16 protein-coding genes and 2 pseudogenes are annotated in these 19,506 nt (G+C 51.5%); 10 read left to right on the top strand and 8 right to left on the bottom strand.

The window, feature by feature from the left end; all coding sequences use genetic code 11:
• Positions 1-98: 98 nt before the first annotated feature.
• Complete coding sequence (locus BLU63_RS21445) at positions 99-863, bottom strand: GntR family transcriptional regulator (protein WP_010456474.1); 765 nt, start codon at positions 861-863, stop codon at positions 99-101.
• Positions 864-1,223: 360 nt separating this feature from the next.
• Between BLU63_RS21445 and BLU63_RS21440 the strand changes: the two genes are divergently transcribed.
• Positions 1,224-2,414: a benzoate/H(+) symporter BenE family transporter gene (locus tag BLU63_RS21440; RefSeq protein ID WP_083376166.1), complete on the top strand. Its 1,191-nt coding sequence runs from the start codon at positions 1,224-1,226 to the stop codon at positions 2,412-2,414.
• Positions 2,415-2,507: 93 nt separating this feature from the next.
• On the opposite strand, the gene BLU63_RS21435 is transcribed toward BLU63_RS21440, so the two are convergent.
• On the bottom strand, positions 2,508-2,810 hold the full coding sequence (locus BLU63_RS21435; RefSeq protein WP_083376165.1) for a 50S ribosome-binding protein YggL: 303 nt from the start codon (positions 2,808-2,810) through the stop codon (positions 2,508-2,510).
• 74 nt (positions 2,811-2,884) lie between these two features.
• On the opposite strand from BLU63_RS21435, the gene BLU63_RS21430 reads away from it, so the two are divergent.
• From BLU63_RS21430 to BLU63_RS21410, 5 genes are all read left to right on the top strand, one after another.
• A complete protein-coding gene (locus tag BLU63_RS21430; protein ID WP_083376164.1) occupies positions 2,885-5,209 on the top strand; it encodes a hypothetical protein in 2,325 nt (774 codons plus the stop codon).
• Positions 5,175-7,253 (top strand): integrase, encoded by a 2,079-nt coding sequence (locus tag BLU63_RS33180; RefSeq protein ID WP_102595701.1) that lies wholly within the window; start codon positions 5,175-5,177, stop codon positions 7,251-7,253. Before BLU63_RS21430 ends, BLU63_RS33180 begins: the two co-directional genes overlap by 35 nt.
• A gap of 8 nt (positions 7,254-7,261) precedes the next feature.
• On the top strand, positions 7,262-7,876 hold the full coding sequence (locus BLU63_RS21420; protein WP_083377289.1) for a hypothetical protein: 615 nt from the start codon (positions 7,262-7,264) through the stop codon (positions 7,874-7,876).
• A gap of 106 nt (positions 7,877-7,982) precedes the next feature.
• Positions 7,983-9,290 carry a tyrosine-type recombinase/integrase gene (locus tag BLU63_RS21415; RefSeq protein ID WP_229801689.1) on the top strand — a complete coding sequence of 436 codons (1,308 nt, stop codon included), beginning with the start codon at positions 7,983-7,985 and terminating at the stop codon, positions 9,288-9,290.
• 293 nt (positions 9,291-9,583) lie between these two features.
• Entirely contained in the window at positions 9,584-9,826 is a 243-nt protein-coding gene (locus BLU63_RS21410) for a hypothetical protein (RefSeq protein WP_083376162.1), read from the top strand.
• A 91-nt stretch (positions 9,827-9,917) separates the two neighbouring features.
• On the opposite strand, the gene BLU63_RS21405 is transcribed toward BLU63_RS21410, so the two are convergent.
• Positions 9,918-10,508, bottom strand: a complete 591-nt coding sequence (locus BLU63_RS21405; protein ID WP_083376161.1) for a TetR/AcrR family transcriptional regulator — start codon at positions 10,506-10,508, stop codon at positions 9,918-9,920.
• A 194-nt stretch (positions 10,509-10,702) separates the two neighbouring features.
• Here BLU63_RS21405 and BLU63_RS21400 point away from each other — a divergent pair, with 194 nt between their 5' ends.
• From BLU63_RS21400 to BLU63_RS21390, 3 genes are all read left to right on the top strand, one after another.
• Positions 10,703-11,416 (top strand): SDR family oxidoreductase, encoded by a 714-nt coding sequence (locus BLU63_RS21400; RefSeq protein WP_083376160.1) that lies wholly within the window; start codon positions 10,703-10,705, stop codon positions 11,414-11,416.
• Between the two features lie 10 nt (positions 11,417-11,426).
• A complete protein-coding gene (locus BLU63_RS21395; RefSeq protein ID WP_172962176.1) occupies positions 11,427-12,332 on the top strand; it encodes an alpha/beta fold hydrolase in 906 nt (301 codons plus the stop codon).
• Positions 12,333-12,436: 104 nt separating this feature from the next.
• Entirely contained in the window at positions 12,437-13,762 is a 1,326-nt protein-coding gene (locus BLU63_RS21390; RefSeq protein ID WP_083376159.1) for an epoxide hydrolase family protein, read from the top strand.
• A 268-nt stretch (positions 13,763-14,030) separates the two neighbouring features.
• Here the strand turns inward: BLU63_RS21390 and BLU63_RS21385 are convergent, their stop codons facing one another.
• From BLU63_RS21385 to BLU63_RS32815, 5 genes and pseudogenes are all read right to left on the bottom strand, one after another.
• Positions 14,031-15,467, bottom strand: a complete 1,437-nt coding sequence (locus tag BLU63_RS21385) for an IS1182 family transposase (RefSeq protein WP_083376154.1) — start codon at positions 15,465-15,467, stop codon at positions 14,031-14,033.
• Between the two features lie 153 nt (positions 15,468-15,620).
• Positions 15,621-15,761 (bottom strand): annotated as a pseudogene (locus BLU63_RS33365) (integrase); the annotation flags it as partial.
• 349 nt (positions 15,762-16,110) lie between these two features.
• Positions 16,111-16,911, bottom strand: coding sequence for a hypothetical protein (locus BLU63_RS21375; protein ID WP_083376158.1), 801 nt, complete (start codon positions 16,909-16,911; stop codon positions 16,111-16,113).
• A 91-nt stretch (positions 16,912-17,002) separates the two neighbouring features.
• Positions 17,003-18,304, bottom strand: a complete 1,302-nt coding sequence (locus BLU63_RS21370; protein WP_011920678.1) for an ISL3-like element IS1411 family transposase — start codon at positions 18,302-18,304, stop codon at positions 17,003-17,005.
• Positions 18,305-18,393: 89 nt separating this feature from the next.
• Complete coding sequence (locus tag BLU63_RS32815) at positions 18,394-19,056, bottom strand: hypothetical protein (protein WP_146381609.1); 663 nt, start codon at positions 19,054-19,056, stop codon at positions 18,394-18,396.
• 211 nt (positions 19,057-19,267) lie between these two features.
• On the opposite strand from BLU63_RS32815, the pseudogene BLU63_RS33360 reads away from it, so the two are divergent.
• A pseudogene (locus BLU63_RS33360) lies at positions 19,268-19,450 on the top strand (transposase); the annotation flags it as partial.
• Between the last annotated feature and the right edge of the window lie 56 nt (positions 19,451-19,506).

Raw genomic sequence — 19,506 nt, 5'->3', positions numbered from 1 at the left:
TCTTGAAGCCGCCTTCGCGGGCAAGCCTCGCTCCTACAAGGGCTTCGCGTTAAACCTGTAGGAGCGAGGCTTGCCCGCGAAGGCCGCACCTCGATCTTTCAGAGCTTGACCGCTGGCCGCCCTGGCTTTTTGGTCTGCAATAAATGCGAGAACACCGCATGCAAATCATCCGACGCGCTTTCCTCGTCGAGGTTGAGTTTGCTGTCGATGTGATCCATGTGATGCATCATCAGGTTCACCGCCAACTCACCGTTGCGCGCTTCGATGGCGTCGATCAGTTGGGTGTGCTCGTCGTAAGAACAGTGGGAGCGGTTGCCGCTTTCGTACTGGGCGATGATCAACGACGTCTGGGACACCAGGCTGCGCTGGAAGCTGATCAGCGGCGCATTCTTCGCCGCTTCCGCCAGCTTCAGGTGGAATTCGCCCGACAGGCGGATGCCGGCACCGCGATCGCCACGGGAGAAGCTGTCGCGCTCATCGTTGACCATTTGCCGCAACTCGGCAATCTGCTCGGCAGTCGCGTGTTGAACCGCCAGTTCAGTGATCGCCCGCTCCACCAGACGCCGCGCCAGGAACACCTGACGGGCCTCTTCAACACTGGGGCTGGCAACCACGGCGCCACGGTTCGGACGCAGCAGCACGACGCCTTCATGAGCCAGGCGCGACAGTGCACGGCGAATGATGGTGCGACTGACCCCGAAAATTTCCCCCAGCGCTTCTTCGCTCAACTTGGTGCCGGGCGCCAGACGCTGTTCGAGGATGGCCTCGAAGATATGCGCGTAGACAATATCGTCCTGGGTACCGCTGCGGCCTGCTTTGCCTGCTCGCGGTTGTTTCTTTAGGGGCTGCAACTGTTCGTTCATGGGCACTCGAGTCGGGAGAACTGCGGCGAATTGACCGTGACTGTAATACGGCACAGTGGGTCGCTGGCAAGTATCGCGTAATAAACAGCGCGATTGTACACAATGGATGGTGGCAACACGACTGTACGGCTGTTTGTCGCTTCTGCTGTATCGCAACGGTTGGTTACTTTTGAGTTTAGGCTTGATCCCGGAATTCGCCGCTTCCACATAATCCCTTGTAGGAGCGAGGCTTGCCCGCGAAGGCGTCCTATCATTCAACTTTGATGTCGACCGGTACGACGCCTTCGCGGGCAAGCCTCGCTCCTGCACGGGGGTCGGCGGCGTTTCGGCATTTTTACCAGAACAAGGAACACCGCTGTCATGAACGACGCCACGCACACGCAGCTTCGCCCCTTGGCCGATACGTCACCGTCGGCGATTGTCGCCGGCTTCATCGCGATGATGACCGGCTACACCAGCTCCCTGGTCCTGATGTTTCAAGCCGGACAAGCGGCGGGCCTGACCAGCGGGCAGATTTCGTCGTGGATCTGGGCGATCTCGATTGGCATGGCGGTGTGCTCGATCGGCCTGTCCCTGCGTTATCGCACGCCGATCACCATCGCCTGGTCGACCCCCGGCGCGGCGTTGCTGATCACCAGCCTGGGCGGCGTGAGTTACGGCGAGGCCATCGGTGCCTACATCACGTGCGCGGTGCTGGTGACGATTTGCGGCCTGACCGGCAGCTTCGAACGGCTGGTGAGAAAGATTCCGGCATCATTGGCCGCCGCCCTGCTGGCGGGGATTCTGTTCAAGATTGGCAGTGAAATCTTCGTCGCCGCGCAGCATCGCACCGGGCTGGTGCTGGGGATGTTCTTCACTTATCTGCTGGTCAAGCGCCTGTCGCCTCGCTACGCGGTGCTCGCAGCGTTGCTGATCGGCACGGCGCTGTCCGGGTTCATGGGGCTGCTGGACTTCAGCAGTTTCCATCTGGAAGTGGCAACGCCGGTCTGGACCACGCCGCACTTCTCCCTGGCCGCGACCATCAGCATCGGTATTCCGTTGTTTGTGGTGGCGATGACTTCGCAGAACATGCCCGGCATCGCGGTATTGCGCGCCGACGGCTACACCGTGCCCGCCTCGCCATTGATCACCACCACCGGCATCGCCTCGCTGCTGCTGGCGCCTTTCGGCTCCCACGGGATCAACCTGGCAGCCATCAGCGCGGCGATCTGCACCGGGCCGCATGCCCATGAGGATCGCAACAAGCGCTACACGGCTGCGGTCTGGTGCGGGATTTTCTACGGGATTGCCGGGGTGTTCGGCGCAACGCTGGCAGCGTTGTTCGCGGCGCTGCCTAAAGAGCTGGTGCTGTCGATTGCGGCGCTGGCACTGTTCGGCTCGATCATCAATGGCCTGAGCATTGCCATGACCGAAGTGAAGGAGCGGGAGGCGGCGTTGATTACCTTTATGGTCACGGCGTCGGGGCTGACGCTGTTTTCCATTGGGTCGGCGTTCTGGGGGATTGTCGCGGGGGTGTTGACGCTGGTGATTCTGAATTGGCGCAAGGGCTGAGGGACCCGACATCGACTTCGCGGGCCAAGCCATGCACCTGCAAAAAGCAGGCATAAAAAAACGGCGACCCTTGGGTCGCCGTTTTTCATGACATCAAGCTACCGGATTGATCGGCTTTTCCGGGTACCAGACGTCGATCAGCGGGCTGACGGTTGCTTCGGTCAGTTCGCTGCGGCCCTTGAGCCAGGCTTCAACAGCAGCGCGCTGCTCTTCGGACACCGAGCCACGCTTCTGCAGGCAAACCAGACCGAAGTCGTCGCCGCCAACATAACCCAGACCGTTGGCTTCCATGGCTTCTTTCAGGAACGCGTCGAGGAAAGCATCAATGGCTTCATCAGCCAAATCTTCTTTGAAATCCAGGTTCAGTTCGAAACCCAGCTCTTTTGTTTTACTAATTAGCGTCTATCGTCAAATAACCCTAAGAAGCAGTAAACCTTGACGAAGGATAAGCTAACCCGCGGAGAAAAAAAATGACAATTGTCAAAGACTCGCTGGCCATCCGCTTCCACGCGTTCTCCGCAATCGATCAGGACGTAGGTGACCTGATAGCCCAAACAGAATTTGCCCGTGGTGGGGCAGGTGCGAGATCCAACATCCTGATGGCTTTTAAATTTTTGGAAGCTTACTGCGACGTGTCCGCCCATCGGATTTCGATGACGACAGTCAGGCGTCCGGCGATCGAAAAAATTCTTCAAGGTTTTACGGCCGCCATGGCAGGAAAGGAGCTAGTAGACCTTTCGAAGCCGATCGCGAGCCGATACTGCCGAGACATCTATAAGGCGTTTAATTTTGCGAAAATTTTAGATCCGACCCTCCACGCCGTCGATTGGCAGCCAATCTTATTCAAGCCCGACGAGAACGTGTGCGAAAAGGTGTCATCTGCAACCGAATTCAAGAGGTGGTATTGGGCAGGGTGGCCCATGAGCTCGCCACGCCAACCTACTATCTACCTTCGGCTGAGCCAGCTAGTGGAGCCTTACGGACAAAAGCTTGTTGAGCTAATCCACACTTCTCTTGAGCAATTTTTCCGTAACCGCACAAACACTTACCCACCCGAAATCAATCTAATGTTTGATTACATTAGTGCTAACCATGTCTTATGGCCTCTGCGAGAGTTCAAAAATGAAGCAGGCCTGAAGCGTTTCATGAACGACTTCACAATTGCACACTTCACAAGCGCAAAAGAAGAAAATAGAGATGCGAAAGCAAGGATAAAAAGCTGGAATAAATTTCTTAATGCAATCCAACATTGCCTTTGTAAACCAGAAATATGGTCAAGTATTTCATCACCGTTCAAAAGACCCCCTCCGTCAACCAAACATGGTTCAGAGACTCAGGTAAAACAGCGGACCGATGGACTTCTCGTGCAAGAAAAAGCGCTAACCAGCATCCCACTCCATTGCACAGACTCAGAAGCAATCAATGTTATTTTTTTCCACATTAAAAAAGATATAGCGACTGTTCGCGGTTGGGCAACAGCTCAACTAGAAAAATTAAAATCTCGTTACTCGAATCGAGTTCTACTTGCACAGCAAGGCATCCCGATACCCAAATATGAAGGCGGCTCGGGTCGTTCAAAAATGTATAGCCTAGCCGACATTTGCGCCACCTTGGAGAACACGGAGGCCACATATAGGATACCTCCATCATTCCTTTGTAAAGTGTACGAACATAACACGGGTGAAATTTGTGACGCCTTACACCTCGCAAATATTTTTGGTTTTCCTGTAGCAAGGAGCCTTTTCCCCCTCCAATGCCTACTTGTACTAGAGCACCCTGAAATTACAACGGATTTTCTGATTAGTCTCGAGCTGTACGATAACCACGGGCAACTTATCGGCTTCGATGAGGAAAAACGCCTTCTCATTGGCTATAAAAATCGTAAGCAGCCTAATGTTCGGGAGCAGATTGTAGAATTAAGCGACAAATCATATAGCGTAGTAAAGGATATTATTGAGATTACTGATCTAGCTCGAAGGAGCCTTAAAGCTGCAAATAACGACGACCATCGTTTTCTATTTATCACCTCAGGAAAAGCGCTCATGCCTTTTAAAAAGGCAACTGCCACCACGTGGAACGGTGGGAAATTTCGTGTTTATAAAAATTTGCGCGATGAGCTACTTGAGGAGTTCAATCCTCATAGTGATCTTCCTGAGGATGAGCTTGTAGAATTTATAAAGCGAGTACGCTTAACGAAAATTAGGGCATCTAGAGCTATTGAAATATTCATACAAAGCAGAAGTACGGAAGCCATGTCAAAAGCTCTTGGTCATGAGCACTATTATCCAGACTTATTAAGCCACTACCTCCCAGATCCGCTACTCGCATTCATCAAGGCACGGTGGATCCGAATTTTTCAAAAGGCGCTCGTATGCGAAGCAATGAAAGACAGCCCATATCTTTTTCGAGCCACACAATTTAATAGTATCGCGGAGCTACACAGCTTCCTTGAAAACCACCGAATTAAAGAAATCCCCTCGCAGGCATCAGACCCCGAACGCAAAGCGGAGCTAAACGAAGTCGAAACATCGGAGGCTGTTTTTTCAATTAGCGTCCCGTTTCTAGCTTCACTTCTCTCAGTCGAAGCCGCGGTGATTAACTCCACGGACAGAGCTCGAGTCTGTGGCATCGCCGAATATTGGTCGTCGCTGGCAGAGAAGATAAAATCAGAAATTTCTAGCGGGTATAACCGATCTTTAAAAAGACATTTACAATCAGCACTGAAGCTAGTTGACGCAAAAAAAATGGAGACTCTAATCTATGTCCCAGCTCACTGGTCTGACGCCAGGGTATGAATTCCTTAATGACTTCGGCATTTCCGAAGCATTACCGTATACTCTCGCCCCTTGGCTGTTAAATGATTTTTGTGAAAACCAGTGGTTGGTTAAAACGATACAGCAAACTCCTTATACACTCGACTGGAGTGTTCGGCTAGCGGATGGAAGCTTATTAACAGATACGCAACATTGCCAATTGCTGCGTTCCCTGAAGCATTTATTGATCATCAGTACAACTGGCATTAATGGAGAGTTCACAACACTAGGACTCCGCAGTATGCAAGTGCGGCTAGCGCATTCAAAAAAAATAATAGATTATATTTTGATCAATGCTGGTAGTTACGACTTAATACAATATGGTCTTGCAGGAATAAACGGCGATGATCTAAAAGCTATATTGAACAAACTGGCATCGTCACCTTTTGCAGAAGAAACCGTTTACGCATGGCGCGCCCGCGTTTCTAATTTTTGCATTCAAGAAATGAATAGAATCAGCGACCTAGACGTCCAAGAAATACACGCAAGATATCCTAGCATGTTGGAGGTTAGTGATGAAGCACCTGAGAAATTTATGCTAAGCTTCGGCACGTCCGACATCCCAAGAGCTCGGGCAGCACTGATGAAAGCAGGACTATACTACGGTGGCAATCATCAAGGCTACTTCCTCAACACTCGAGCACTCTCGGATATGCTCTATCCGGACACGTTATGGGGTGGTCAATCATCAAAATCACCTTTACAGATTCTTAATTTTTACCCTAACGCACCAACTTATAGAAAAGAGTACGATCCTGTTAGCGTTACAACCACCAATTTAACAGCATTACAAAAGTCGCGATATTTCTATTACAGATATGCACTACTCAGCACTGCAGCGCTAAGCACCTTAGGCCTTCCAACGCCTATCGAATTAGACTCGATAGCCGATTATTTACCTGAACTTAAAACACCATCTCGATTTAAAAGCGTACCATCTACCAATCTGCTTAGACTATTCCGTAGCAGTATTGAATTTCACCTACAATATGGTAGAAAACTACTAAATTGCTTTATCAGGATAGCTTCATTCTGCAAGACTCAAAAAATCGGTATGACTCAATTATCAAATTCTGCTTTTATTGACATCATTGGACCTGAACTGGCTAACCTTGGAATTAAGAAGCTAGGCATCGCTAGCAATCGGCGAATCAAAAGTGGAAAATCACGAAAAGGAAGTAGAAAAGACTATTACAACAATCTTCGGGCTAATCATGGCTTGTTAGAACTGATCTGTGTTTACTTTGGCAGCGCTCAACTCGTGATCGGTATGATCATGGCGCGTCGTGTCGACGAATTAGTCAGTTTGAATGCATCAACCTGTTTAGACGCCAGCAAATCATGGCTAATTTTTGGTCTCGCCAAATCAACAAGAAAAGCTTTCGGGATGCGACAACGTGAGTCGCGCCCGATTGATGCCATTGCAGTCGAAATGATTACTGAGCTTCAACGTTTTCAAAAACTACTAAAAAGACTCAAAGTCATTGACGATCTATCTGATCTATTTTCCAGCCCGTCAGTCTTGGGTACCATTTTTTTCCAGGGCTGCTCACTTTATAACTATAATCGCCACCTAGACTTTGCCTGCGACTACTTCGAAAGCGATCTGAACGAACATGGCGAGCGCTATTATGTACGTCAGCACCAGCTACGACGCTTCTTCGCAATCATGTTTTTTTACACCAATAGTTTCGGCGAATTGGACACCTTGCGTTGGATGCTCGGCCATCGAGATGTTGAACATGTCTGGCACTACTTGACTGAATCTCTAGATGCAAAGGAAATCCGCGGTGCGGGAGTCCGTTACTTTGCAGAACTGGTAAAGAAAGATCGACTTGAAAATTATAAAAATCTGCAGCAACTGCTAGCTGAGAGATTCGGCACTACAACATTCAAACTGGTTGATGAGCAACAAATCGAAGATTATCTCTCCGCTCTTGTTGAGGAGGGCAAGGCCCGGATTGAACCACATTTCTTTAACGACGAGAATGGAAAATCCTTAAAAGTCCTTTTCATTATTAGCTGAGCAATATGATGACAACTGAAACCAAGCGCGAGCTGATTGATAGATCCATCTGTAATATTTTCAGATTACTCAATGATATTATAAATCACCCTGGCTCGTATGCTGAAGATCAACAGGTCATCATTGCGCTAAGGAGCCAGGGCCGTCTCTGCTCCTTGGCGTTCGAATTTACAATAAATAAAGAGCGCTTGACGATCAACCCCATTAGCTTAAATACGCTGAAGAAGAGGCTTACGGCAAGCGCGCCCCCTAATAACTTTGAATGTCTTAACCAGTTAAGAAATCACGCACAGATTACACTTTCAAGGTATGGGAAAGAAAAACCCAGACCTCCAAAAAGGTCCTTAGCCGCGTTACTTGACCAAGTTTCAAACCTGAAATCATCAATATCGTCGTTACAGGCTGTAAATATGGTATTGCTTCAGGTGTTAGAAGTTAACCGAAGAGACCTGCTCACCATTTCTGATACTGCTAATGCAAGTCTGAGGCAAAAGCGCATTGATGATGCTCTCAGCCGGATGATTAGTATCCTAGGTCTGAATCCACCACCTTTTTCTCAACTGAAAACTGTCTCCCCCACAAGCCCACTGAAGTTGGCGTCCGATTATGAAGCGAATCGTTGATTTTCCGGGAACGTCTCAACTATTCACTCCCATCCTTGAGCTCCGACTCTACGATTATGTATCGCGGTGCAAGATACAAACGATTGATGGAAATAATATACCTTTCATGACTTGGCCCGATGGATCCCCTTGTCTACCCGCAAATAGCTATATGATCAAATTGCGGACTCAGCCCGGCCGAGGTGGTCATGGCCCCTCAAGAAGCGGCACAAAAGGAGGGACATTTGGACAATATGCCAGTCAAATCAGCCACTTAATAAGGTTTTGCTATTATAATAATTTAGGATTAACGTCAATTTCTGACGATGACTTTTGTTGCTTTATAGATGGATTAAGAAAAGAAAAAAAACCTGACCAACCTAACCAGCTTAAAAGAACCGAGCGAACCATAACAGGAATCGGCAGACGGTGTTTAAGCTTTCTTACATTTGTTGGCAATCTAAGCGGCACTCCTAATTTTGTTGGCATTGGCGGCACCATCCCTATAGAGATGATAGATGCTTTTCTATATCGAAATGGCAAGGCGTTCAAATGCTCTAGTGTTCACCACAGGTCCTTTAGAACAGCAAACGCCCTTAGAACACGCAGACCTATCAACGAAAAGACCATTGCAGAATTGCGCAATGCAATCGATGAAATCTCTACATCAGAGTTTATCTGCACTCGACGACACATAATGATTTCACTCTTCGAAGAACTAGGTGCCAGGAGAGCAGAAGTTCAATCTATCACTGTCGCCTCTGTGATTTCCGCCGCCAAAGTCGAAAGACCCATGATCACTATTAACACACTAAAGCAAGGCAGGACCGGTGTCACACGAGCTATTGAATTAAGCCCCGCCCTTGTTGACGAACTTATAAACTACATTCGAGGTGAACGCCGCCTGGTGATGAAGCGTTTCAAAGATATTTCAGATCACGGCTTCCTCTTTGTCACTGAGCGTGGGGGACGCCCTTTGGGAATTGACACTATTACGACAGAGTTTTCAATCATTCGACGCGCGGCTGGAATCGAAGAGCAGGCCTGCGCGCACCTATTCAGGCATGCGTTTTGTACCAATATAGCTGCACAACTCATTGCCGAAACCCAAGCGCTAAGCCCCGAATCTTTTAGACAAACACTATTAACCAACAAGATGCTGGCAGAGCGTGCTTTATCCATGAGTGGTCATGCCGTTTTAGAAAGCTTTCTGCAGTACGTCGACAATGCATTTAAGATCAAATCTAAATACGAGCAGATTGTTCATAATGTTCAATTTGCTCGAACGTATGAAGCCTATGAAAAGCGTAGAAAACGGCTATTAGAAGCTTTGAAAAAAGACAGAATATCTAAAGTTAAATTTATTGAACGAGAGGAATTTCTGTCCAAAACAATGCAGCGCGCACTAGAAAATGCCGATCAACCTTTTCGATAAAAAATAGCAAAATGTCTGGTATATGAAATCTGGAAATCCTTTTCTAATAATCAATGGCCAATACCACACTGACCCAACCAATCCGCAAAAATCCAGCACTGGTAATGGTATACAAGGTAGGAGCCTGGGTCAGTAATTTAGGTAGCTGGGGCAATCTGCTCTGGCGATAACATTCTATGGGTCGACTACTGCCCTTCAAGCGGGTAGATGCGACATTTACCTATGACGACATACCGGGGGAATATTGCCACCTGAGCGCCCTGCTACGCGGACCTTAAAACAGAGGATTCGTGATGCTAAACTCACACCTGCTCCCCTCCCTGCTGTTCATGATCAACGATAACCAGCTCGCCCTCGAAGCGGCCATTCTGGAACTGTCCAACTGGATCGAACAGCGTGGCGCTGCCGACGTCGCCGATAATGTACGTGGCGCTCTGGAAGCGCTCGACCGGAATGAAGAATTCATCAAGATGACGCTTGCGGTGATGATGGCGCCGGAGCGACTGCTAACGGCCAAAAGCAGACATTCAAACTAGGGCCGCCAACGCCAATAAGGGTGATAGTGGCGAACCTCGATTCATCTATTTAGCTCATTGCATCAACCTTTTTTATCGCATGTCTTTCCAATCAAACCGATTTGCAGAGCGCGGCGTCGATCATGTGACGCACGCCTCGCAGCACCTCGGCCGACACCTCCGGCCTAGCCTTCGCCGTGGCGCGCGCAACCGAAAGGGCGCCGACCATGGCCGCAACGATGCCCATGGCGGTGGCCAGTGCGTTGACGTCAGGGTTGTTAGCGGCGACCCTGCGCTCGAACGCCCGCACCAGCACCATGTAACCCTCGGTGAACTTCGCGCTGATCGCAACATCCTGACGACCGATTTCGCTGGCGGACGCGGCCATTGCGCAATGCTCGGCGTAGTTGTCTAGGCTGTCCACCGCCAGATAGTCGGACAGGAAACGCTCCAGGTCCGGCTCGCCATCGACTGTGCCCGTATAAAGCTTGGCATTGCCCTGCTCCAGGCTCCACGCCAGTGCCTCGGCGGCGAGCGCTTCCTTGGAGGGGAAGTGCGCATACAGCGCGCCGTGGGTCAGGCCGGCCGACTTGCTGATTTCAGCGACGCCCACACCATCGATCCCTTTCTCGCGAAACAGACGGCTGGCGGTCTCCACCAGCGCGGCGCGATTGGCTTCTGATTTTTCTTTCGAGATTTTCATGATGGGGCTCCTCTGCGCTCATCCTTGCACACTATGATTGCGATCACAATTAACCACAACCACTGCTTTACCATGCTTTATTACGTACAGAATATTTATGTTGACTTTAATAAATGCGACCACCATTATTAATTCAATGATTGCGAGCGCAATCTTACAGGGCGATAACCGCTCATCCAACCGGAGTACATCTCATGAAAATAAAAAATTCCGTAGCCTTCGTTACCGGCGCCAACCGTGGTCTGGGCCTCGCGTTCGCAAAAGAGCTCGTGGCCCGCGGTGCGAGCAAGGTCTACGCCGGAGTGCGCAACCCTGAAGGTGTCAACATTCCGGGGGTGATCGCCATTCGCCTTGACGTCAGCGACCCGGCATCAGTAGCCGCGGCGGTGGCCCAGGCAGGTGATGTGACGTTGCTGGTGAACAATGCCGGCATTGCCCGCCTTCTGCCATCGATGCTCGATCCTGGCCTGGTGGAAGCCGCTCGTGAAATCTTCGAAACCAACTATTACGGCGTCATGCACGTCAGCCTGGCCTTCGCCCCTGTACTTAAAGCCAACGGCGGCGGCGCGATCGTCAACGTATTGTCGGATGCGGCCTGGGTTGCCGCGCCGTTCCTGTCCGCCTACGCGGCATCGAAAGCGGCTGCATGGAGCTTCACCAACTCGCTGCGCATTGAACTCCAAGGTCAGGGCACCAGCGTGCAAGGCCTGCACGTCGGCTTTATCGACACCGACCTGACCCACGGTTTTGACGTACCGAAAGTCCAGCCATCCGACGTCGTGATCCAGTCGCTGGACGGCGTGGAAGCCGGCGTGAAAGAAGTGCTCGCAGACACAGGCACACGCGCCATAAAGGCCAGCCTGTCGACTGAGCAAGCGGCTTACCTGAATCCCGAAACCGTCGCGTAAGGAGCCCACCATGCACCTCTTCCAGCGACTGGCCCTCGGGGCTGTCTTAGCCATCTCGGTCAGCGGCGCCATCGCCGCGCCGGCGGCCACCCATAACAGCGCACCCAATCAATTCGTTGAAGCTGACGGTGTGCGGTATGCCTATCGCCAGTTCGGCGCGCAGACGGGCGTGCCTGTCATCTTGCTCCAGCACTTTCGCGGCAACATGGATTACTGGGACCCGGCTGTGACTGATGGCCTGGCGCAGCAACGGCCCGTCTACCTGTTCGACAATGCCGGCGTGGGCCTCAGCAGCGGTGAAACACCCGATTCGTTCGAAGCCATGGCTGATCACGTCGCTGCCTTTGCTCGCGCCCGCGGGTTGACGCAGGTCGACGTGCTTGGCTTCTCAATCGGCGGCATGGTGGCGCAGGAAGTAGCGTTGCGTCATCCGCAACTGGTGCGCCGGCTGATCCTGGCGGGAACGTCGCCGCGTGGCGGGGTCTCGGGACATGATCCCCGGGTTCCGGGGATTGCGTTGCGCGAATCGATCGCCACGCAGGAAGAGACCGCTTATCTGTTCTTCGATCCGGCACCCGCAAGCCAGCAGGCCGCACGGGAATTCTGGGAAAGGCGTCACCAGCGCACGGAAGGCCTCGACAAGCTCAGTTCGATGAAGGTCATCGCGGCCCAAGGCGCGGCGCTGGGAAAATGGAGCGCTCCCGGTGACGGCACTTTTTCGCAATTGAGCCAGATTACCCAGCCGACTTTGGTGGTTAACGGCAGCAAGGACGTGATGGTGCCCACCGAGAACTCCTACACGCTGCAACAGCATATTCCGAAGGCCAAGTTGCTGATCTATCCAAGTTCGGGGCACGGCGCATTGTTCCAGTACGCCAACGATTTCGTGCAGCAAACCAATGCCTTCCTGGACTAGGCCGAATCCCATCGCTTTCGAAAACCCTTTGAGCGACACGCCGTCGCCGTAAGGAAATCCAATGTAGTCCCTGTTTTATCGCCCCAATCCCCTGGAGTACGACCATGTCAGCACTATCGTTTGCGGCGTTTCGTCGCTGCCTGTTAGCTGTTTCAGTAACCGCTGGTGCCTTGGCACTGGTCGCCCTCGTCTCGCCCTCTTACGCCCGGGCCGCTACAACGCCCGAGGCCGCCGCCATCGTCGAGAAGGACAGCGCCATTCGTCCTTTCAAGGTCAACATTCCTGAGGACGCGGTGGCCGATCTGCGCAAACGCGTCCTGGCGACCCGTTGGCCCGACCGCGAAACGGTCAGCGACCAATCCCAGGGCGTGCAGCTTGAGAAACTGCAGGCACTCGTCGGTTACTGGGGGACGCAATACGACTGGCGCAAAGTTGAAGCCCAACTCAATGCCTTGCCGATGTTCGTAACCAACATTGACGGCCTCGACATCCAGTTCATCCACGTCAAATCGAAACATCCCAACGCCCTGCCGCTGCTGCTCACCCATGGCTGGCCCGGTTCGATTCTGGAGCTGACCAAGGCCATCGGCCCGCTGACCGACCCGACGGCCTACGGCGGTCGTGCCGAAGATGCCTTTGACGTGATCATTCCGTCGATGCCCGGCTACGGTTTCTCGCAGAGACCCATCGACGGCGGCTGGGGGCCTGACCGTATCGGCATGGCGTGGGATGTGTTGGTCAAGCGTCTGGGCTACCAGCGTTACGTGTCGCAAGGTGGCGACTGGGGCTCGGTGATCGCCGACGCCATGGGACGCCAGGCACCGCCCGGCTTGCTGGGGATTCACGTGAACATGCCCGCCACCGTGCCTGCCGATGTCGCCAAGGCCATCAACGACGGCACCCCGCCGCCCGCCGGTCTGTCGGCCAAGGAGACCGCAGCCTATGAGTCGCTGAAAACCTTCTTCGGCAAAAATGCGGCTTACGGCGCCATGATGAGCACCCGGCCACAAACCGTCGGCTACGGTTTGTCGGATTCACCCGCCGGCCTGGCCGCGTGGATGTTCGATAAATTCAACCAGTGGACCTACAGTGGCGGCGATGCAGAAAAATCCCTGACCAAAGACGAAATACTCGATGGCATTTCGCTCTATTGGCTGACCAACAGCGCCATCTCCTCCGCTCGCCTGTACTGGGAAAACAACACCAACAACTTCAATGCCGTGGAACAGAAGACCCGGGATATCAAGATCCCTGTCGCGGTGACCGTGTTCCCTGGCGAAATCTATCAGGCGCCGAAATCCTGGACCGAGCGCGCCTATCCCAACCTGATCTATTTCAACGAAGTGGATAAGGGCGGCCATTTCGCGGCCTGGGAACAGCCTGAATTGTTCGCCAAAGAACTGCGCGCAGCCTTCCGCACCTTGCGGTAAGCATTGCGTTGCATTGGTCTGCCCGTTGAACTACCGGGTAGGCCATACACCGATGTCCATCTGGCTGCTGACGCTGACCGGCTGCTTTGGGTCCAGGCCGTGTGAAAACGCACTGAATACGTCGAAAGTTGAGAGCTACGGGCGTTGCCTGCGAAACCAGCAGACTGAAGCGCGAATTGCCCTCGTCAGCTACATAGGCGTTCGTAAATGCTGTTTGGGCCGCGTCAGCGGCCCAAACAGCCACTCACGGACGATCAAACGGCTGGATTCACGCCCTGATCGCCTCAAGCAGTCCTGCGATGCCGAAAATGCTCATCATTCGTTTGAGGTTGTAGGCGAGCACATGAAGGCTCATTTCGGTGCTTACCCTTGGTAGGGTTTTGGTCAGGAAGTGGGTGGCTCCCATCCAATATTTGAGCGTTCCAAAAGGATGTTCAACGGTCTGTCGGCGACGCCTCATCATCGTTGGATCATTTTCCAGCCGTACCTGCATCGCATCGATTACGGCTTCATGTTCCCAGCGCTTTACCCGGCGCTCCTTACCCGTCGTACATTGCTTGTGCATTGCGCAGGACTGGCAGCCCGAGAACCAATAACAGTGCAGTAGCATGCCGTCTTCCACCGAAGAATGCCGCCGGGTCAGTAACTGTCCCGCAGGGCATCGATACTCGTCCGATGCAGCAAGGTAGATGAAGTCCTGCTTACCAAATCGGCCTTCGGCTTTGCTGCCCGATGTGAGGGGTTTCGGTACGAAGGTAGTGATGCCGGCTTGCTCGCAAGCAAGGATTTCCAGACCTTTGTAATAGCCTCGGTCGGCCACCACCGTTAGCGATTCAGCCTTGATTTCTTCACGCGCCTGGTTCGCCATATTGCTCAGTTGCCCACGATCATTACCAACGTTGGTCACCTCATGGGCAACGATCAGATGGTGTTTGTCGTCGATCGCTGTTTGTACGTTGTAGCCCACCGTTCCGGTGCCTCGGCCGCTTGTGGCCATTGAGCGTGCATCTGGGTCTGTGAGGGAGATCTGCTGGTCTGGACTTTCGTGGAGCTGCGCCTCGATGTCCTTGAGTTTCTGCATCTGCTTTTTCAGTGTTTCTATCTTTTCTTTAAGCCGCTCTGCTTTGGCCTCGGCGACTTCGGGTGTTGCCCGATCCGCCGAATCCATCGCCGCCAGATATCGATCAATACTCTGCTCGATCTGCTGCATGCGTGCCTTCACTTTGCCCTGAGTGAAGTTGCGGTCGCGATTATTGACGGCTTTGAATTTGCTGCCGTCGATGGCGATGATCGACTGGGAGAAGAGATTGAGGTTGCGGCAAAGAACTACGAACTGGCGGCATACGCTGCGAATGGCTTTGCCGTTGTCCTTGCGAAAGTCGGCAATGGTTTTGAAGTCCGGGGCCAAACGCCCCGTTAACCACATCAACTCGACGTTGCGCTCGGCCTCACGCTCAAGCCGACGGCTGGACTGAATCCGATTGAGATAGCCGTAGATATAGATCTTCAGCAACACCGCTGGGTGATAGGCCGGACGACCCGTTGCGGCAGGATCGACGCCCCCAAAACCAAGTGTGCTCAGGTCGAGTTCATCGACGAAAACATCGACCACGCGCACTGGATTTTCTTCGGCTACGTAATCGTCCAGACACTCCGGCAGCAAGGTGACTTGCGTCCGAGCCTCACCTTCAATAAATCGCTTCATGATCGCCCCCGATACGATCTAGACGATCAGAAGGTTAGACAATCACTGGCGTTTTCACACAGCCTGGGTCGTTTGCTGACCCTCACCACAGGCAACAACCGGCCACAAGCGGATGGATTAATCCTGGTCTGAGTTCGCCGATACTTCAGGTCTGAGAGCCAGATCCCGTGCATTCTCTGCGAGCTGAAGCTTGACCCGAATAGACCAGATATTTTTGACTCGGAGGGGAGCTTTCTACCCTGCAAGTTTTCCCTTGTTCCAAGGTCGATGGCGATTTAAAGCAATAGTGTTCATGGCTTGTCCTCCAGGTTGAGGGAGGACAAGGGTGGATCAGTCGCAATGCGTGGTGGTCGCTAATCGACACAAAGCAATCGTTGGTGAAAGCCGGAAAGGGGGACTTTCCGCTCCAGAGTCGTCCTGATGTGAAAAATCAGAGATCGTTGAGTAGCGCCATACTCTTCCGCGCTCCAGCCTTTCGTTGTCAGTGCCCTCGTGGGACACACTCTGGCCCGGAAACGGAAGGCTTAGCTAGACCAAGTGGCTAATAAGTCCGGTTCGCCGAAAGAGATCACGGTTGCGTCAGACGAAAGATGGGTTAATGGTCAGTTTAATCGGATCCTCAAAAAGAGCTGCGTTCCCAGCCTCAGACTGAAATCTGCGGCCACTTAACACCCTTTAGGTGTAAAACTGAGTCATAAAACTCTGACCGCAAAAATAAAATATCTTCCTTCCAAGCTTTTGACAGCAAATCAACCGATGCATCATTCTTCTTCATTATATGAATACCATTTATCAGTGCTTCAGCAATCGCTGCCGCTCTTCGGGGAGAGCCAGGATCGTCCAAGAGGTAAGATTGTGCATTGGAGGTTTCTTTAAACATGGTCTCTCGAAGGGCAATACGTCTACGTTTTTTTTTAGCCTGACTTCCGTACTGGTGATATCCAATCGAACCGAACTCGTGGGGAAGTAGATCCTTGGCTATGATTTCCGCAAGCTTAGGCGACTCGGAGATGAATTTGAAAATCGAAACTGTGGGCTTTTGTTTTAGGTTTATGTTATTTAAAATGTCTGAAAGACTTAACCCTACCAGATAGTTGCAGTTAGCTTGTTTTACCTTACCTTGAGAGAATACAAACTGATCACAATTCAATCTGTATGGAAGATAAAAATCTACGTATTTTAACAATGCCTCTTTTTCTTTGCCATTGAGCAGCCAATAAAAAACATTTAGGAGGGTTTTAGCGTCATCCCCCCCGGAGAAAATTTTGCCATGGGCGCCAGCCAAAACTTCTTCAACGACCCCAAAAGGGTCTGCTACGGACTCAGCTCTCATCATTAGCTGCAACAACTCAACGATCGTACTTATCGGGCAGTTTTTGTACTGATCCTTAACAGCATCAAAGTTTCGGCCAAGCTTCAAGCGCTGATTCTTTGACTTTTTCATAATGATTTTCCTTAAGGTAGGTCAAGTCCTCGGTCCAATTTTCTACAGCTTGCAGGTAATCCGCCTTGGATCGTTTTGCGGCTCTTCGCATTTAAGGGTGTAGCTGATTTCTAAACCCTCCTGACTTCAGCAAGCACCTGGCTATGTAATTGGTTAAATTTCTAAAGCCCAAGGCGGTACCTCGTAAGTGCTCAAGTCGCCCGTTGATAGCTTCTGTTGGACCGTTGCTGGTTCCTGGCCGGTCGAAGTAGGCAAGGATGCTCTCAGCGTATTTTTTCAGCGTTTCCCCCAAGCCTTTCACCTCGATGAGCGCTTTGGGCAAGTCGCTGGCTGTAATGATATTTATGACCTCTTCCATGAGTTTTTTACCACGTTTTCGATCCGGCTCGTTGTAGGCGCTGACCACCCGTTGGTACATGCTCCAGGTGCAATCCACTTCGAGGTGGTGCTCATCTGCAAACAGCTGGAACAGTTGCTTTTTGTTGGCGTCAGACAGGTAGCTGATCCGAGTCAGTAGCGTTCGACGGCTTTTGTAGAGCGGGTCATTTTTACGCCCTCTGCGGCCCAGGATGTCGTGTTGCACACGCCGGCGGCATTCATCCAGCATGTTGCTTGCCCAGCGCACGACATGGAAAGGATCCAGCACGGTTTGGGCTTGAGGCAGGGCTTCTTGCGCTGCAGATTTAAACCCCGTAAAACCGTCCATGGCAATGCTTTCGATCTGGTCACGCCACGATTTGGGGCGACTCTGTAGCCATTGCTTAAAGGCTTGTTTGGAGCGGCCTTCCAGCACATCGAGCAAGCGGGCCGGCCCGTTTTTGTTACGCACGGGCGTAAGGTCAACCACGATGGTGACGTACTTGTCACCACAGCGTGTATGTCGCCAAACATGCTCATCCACGCCCAGCACGGTCACACCGTCAAAACGTGTCGAGTCATTAAAAAGCAGGCGCCGTCCTTCGTTGATAATGGCATTATTAGCGGTGTGCCATGCAACATCAAGCTGGCTCGCAACACGAGATACCGACAGATGATCCAGCACGATGGCAGCTAATGCCCAGCGTATCGCCCCATATGAAAGCTTTGAACGTGGAGGTGCTGCACTGTTTGTATCTTCATGCCAGAAACAGCCGCAAGCACAACGCCAGCGACGGATACGCAGCAGCAATCTGGTTGGTCGTTGTCCGTAAGGTGTGTGAGCAAGATGCCTATCGACAGTACCGCGTGAAACACCAGCAGCCCCGCACTTGGGGCATGGCTCGGGTGCTTTGGTTAAACGACATTCGATGACGGCGCGCTCTGCACAAAGATGTTGTCCAGTGGCAGTCAGGCCGAGGTTATTCAGTTGGCAAAAGCTGGAAAGATCAGGGCTAGAAAAGGTAAGATTGTTCACGTCGGGGGCTTAGTTTTTGTTGGTGTGAGAGCTTACATTTTCTAAGATCCTCGACTCCTTTTCCAGCCGGTCAGATTTTTTCTACACCCTTAAATGCGAAGAGCCCGTTTTGCATTTCGACAGAGGGCAGCGATAGTCTTGGCTAGTTTCATCAATCTAGAAACAGAGTTAGGCCCCCCCCACGATAAGACATAAGAAACACTTAAATCCAAAGTTCGCAAGTCGCCCTTTAAAATATCTTCGAGCACATTGATTCTTTCATTCTTGGTTTTACCATTTTTCCCTACACTATATCCACAGGCAGACAACACACCTACATCATCTATGAACGGGGTCAGAATTTTTTTTAGTGACTCAGGTGCATCAGTAGTCGGCCAACGCAAATAATCGGATAAAACCTGCCTCCAGGGAGTACTGGTGTGAGCCTCTATAGAAGATCTAATATTTTCGATCACATCATTGGTCAAAGCTCGCCGCTTGGTCATCAGCACGTAATCAGAATAGCTTAAAATTATATCCAACTGCTTCGCTGGCGCTGCACCGGAATAGAATGCTGTCACATAAGCTTCGACTTTTCCAAGGCCAGATGAACTTAGAGAAGAAATTTTTTTTAAGATCTTATCCCTTTCTTTTTTATTATAAGAAAAAAAATGCGATCGCTGCTCAAAAAGAATACTTCCAGCCAGTACATCCTGATTTTTCACAAACTTCTGTGATTCAAAGCGACTTAATAGGTTAATAAGATCTTCCATACGCCCAGTCCTTATTGGATGCTCCCGCCAGCCTCAGTATATTAGCGAAAGCGGCACAGAAAGATTAAAAATTTTCTGACGAGGACTAACGCCCTGACCGCAAGGAGTCTCGACAGTCAAAAACGGCTGGTGCACAGTAGTTTTCTGGTAGCAAACCTATCCCAAAGAGAAAGAGCGTTGAGGGCTTAGCCCTCTGAGCGGCTCTTGCATTTGCCCCGCTGGAAAGGCGTTGATCTGGCAATATTCCTACGTTGAAAAATGCCTGAAGTTGCACCGTTATTGGAGTTCGACATGCTAGGGCTGCGTGCTGAAAGCACAGTGCACACCGAGCACGGAACGACGAATTCGGCGCTGGGAACATGAAGCTGTATTGGAGGAAATGCAGCTTCGGCTGGTCTCGTCCAGAAAATGATGAGGCGTAAGGCAGTTATGGATTATAGTGGGCAATAT

This window comes from Pseudomonas mandelii (genome assembly GCF_900106065.1).
In the GTDB taxonomy this organism is placed as follows: domain Bacteria; phylum Pseudomonadota; class Gammaproteobacteria; order Pseudomonadales; family Pseudomonadaceae; genus Aquipseudomonas; species Aquipseudomonas mandelii.
This window is presented reverse-complemented; position numbering and strand designations above follow the sequence as displayed.

What these genes read in the sequence shown, in the direction of transcription:
- BLU63_RS21410 (WP_083376162.1), top strand. Translation starts at nt 9,584, where the DNA reads ATGCTAAACTCACACCTGCTCCCCTCCCTGCTGTTCATGATCAACGAT.
- BLU63_RS21375 (WP_083376158.1), bottom strand. Translation starts at nt 16,911, where the DNA reads ATGAAAAAGTCAAAGAATCAGCGCTTGAAGCTTGGCCGAAACTTTGAT.
- BLU63_RS21445 (WP_010456474.1), bottom strand. Translation starts at nt 863, where the DNA reads ATGAACGAACAGTTGCAGCCCCTAAAGAAACAACCGCGAGCAGGCAAA.
- BLU63_RS21395 (WP_172962176.1), top strand. Translation starts at nt 11,427, where the DNA reads ATGCACCTCTTCCAGCGACTGGCCCTCGGGGCTGTCTTAGCCATCTCG.
- BLU63_RS21400 (WP_083376160.1), top strand. Translation starts at nt 10,703, where the DNA reads ATGAAAATAAAAAATTCCGTAGCCTTCGTTACCGGCGCCAACCGTGGT.
- BLU63_RS21405 (WP_083376161.1), bottom strand. Translation starts at nt 10,508, where the DNA reads ATGAAAATCTCGAAAGAAAAATCAGAAGCCAATCGCGCCGCGCTGGTG.
- BLU63_RS33180 (WP_102595701.1), top strand. Translation starts at nt 5,175, where the DNA reads ATGTCCCAGCTCACTGGTCTGACGCCAGGGTATGAATTCCTTAATGAC.
- BLU63_RS21430 (WP_083376164.1), top strand. Translation starts at nt 2,885, where the DNA reads ATGACAATTGTCAAAGACTCGCTGGCCATCCGCTTCCACGCGTTCTCC.
- BLU63_RS21415 (WP_229801689.1), top strand. Translation starts at nt 7,983, where the DNA reads ATGACTTGGCCCGATGGATCCCCTTGTCTACCCGCAAATAGCTATATG.
- BLU63_RS21440 (WP_083376166.1), top strand. Translation starts at nt 1,224, where the DNA reads ATGAACGACGCCACGCACACGCAGCTTCGCCCCTTGGCCGATACGTCA.
- BLU63_RS32815 (WP_146381609.1), bottom strand. Translation starts at nt 19,056, where the DNA reads ATGGAAGATCTTATTAACCTATTAAGTCGCTTTGAATCACAGAAGTTT.
- BLU63_RS21385 (WP_083376154.1), bottom strand. Translation starts at nt 15,467, where the DNA reads ATGAAGCGATTTATTGAAGGTGAGGCTCGGACGCAAGTCACCTTGCTG.
- BLU63_RS21420 (WP_083377289.1), top strand. Translation starts at nt 7,262, where the DNA reads ATGACAACTGAAACCAAGCGCGAGCTGATTGATAGATCCATCTGTAAT.
- BLU63_RS21390 (WP_083376159.1), top strand. Translation starts at nt 12,437, where the DNA reads ATGTCAGCACTATCGTTTGCGGCGTTTCGTCGCTGCCTGTTAGCTGTT.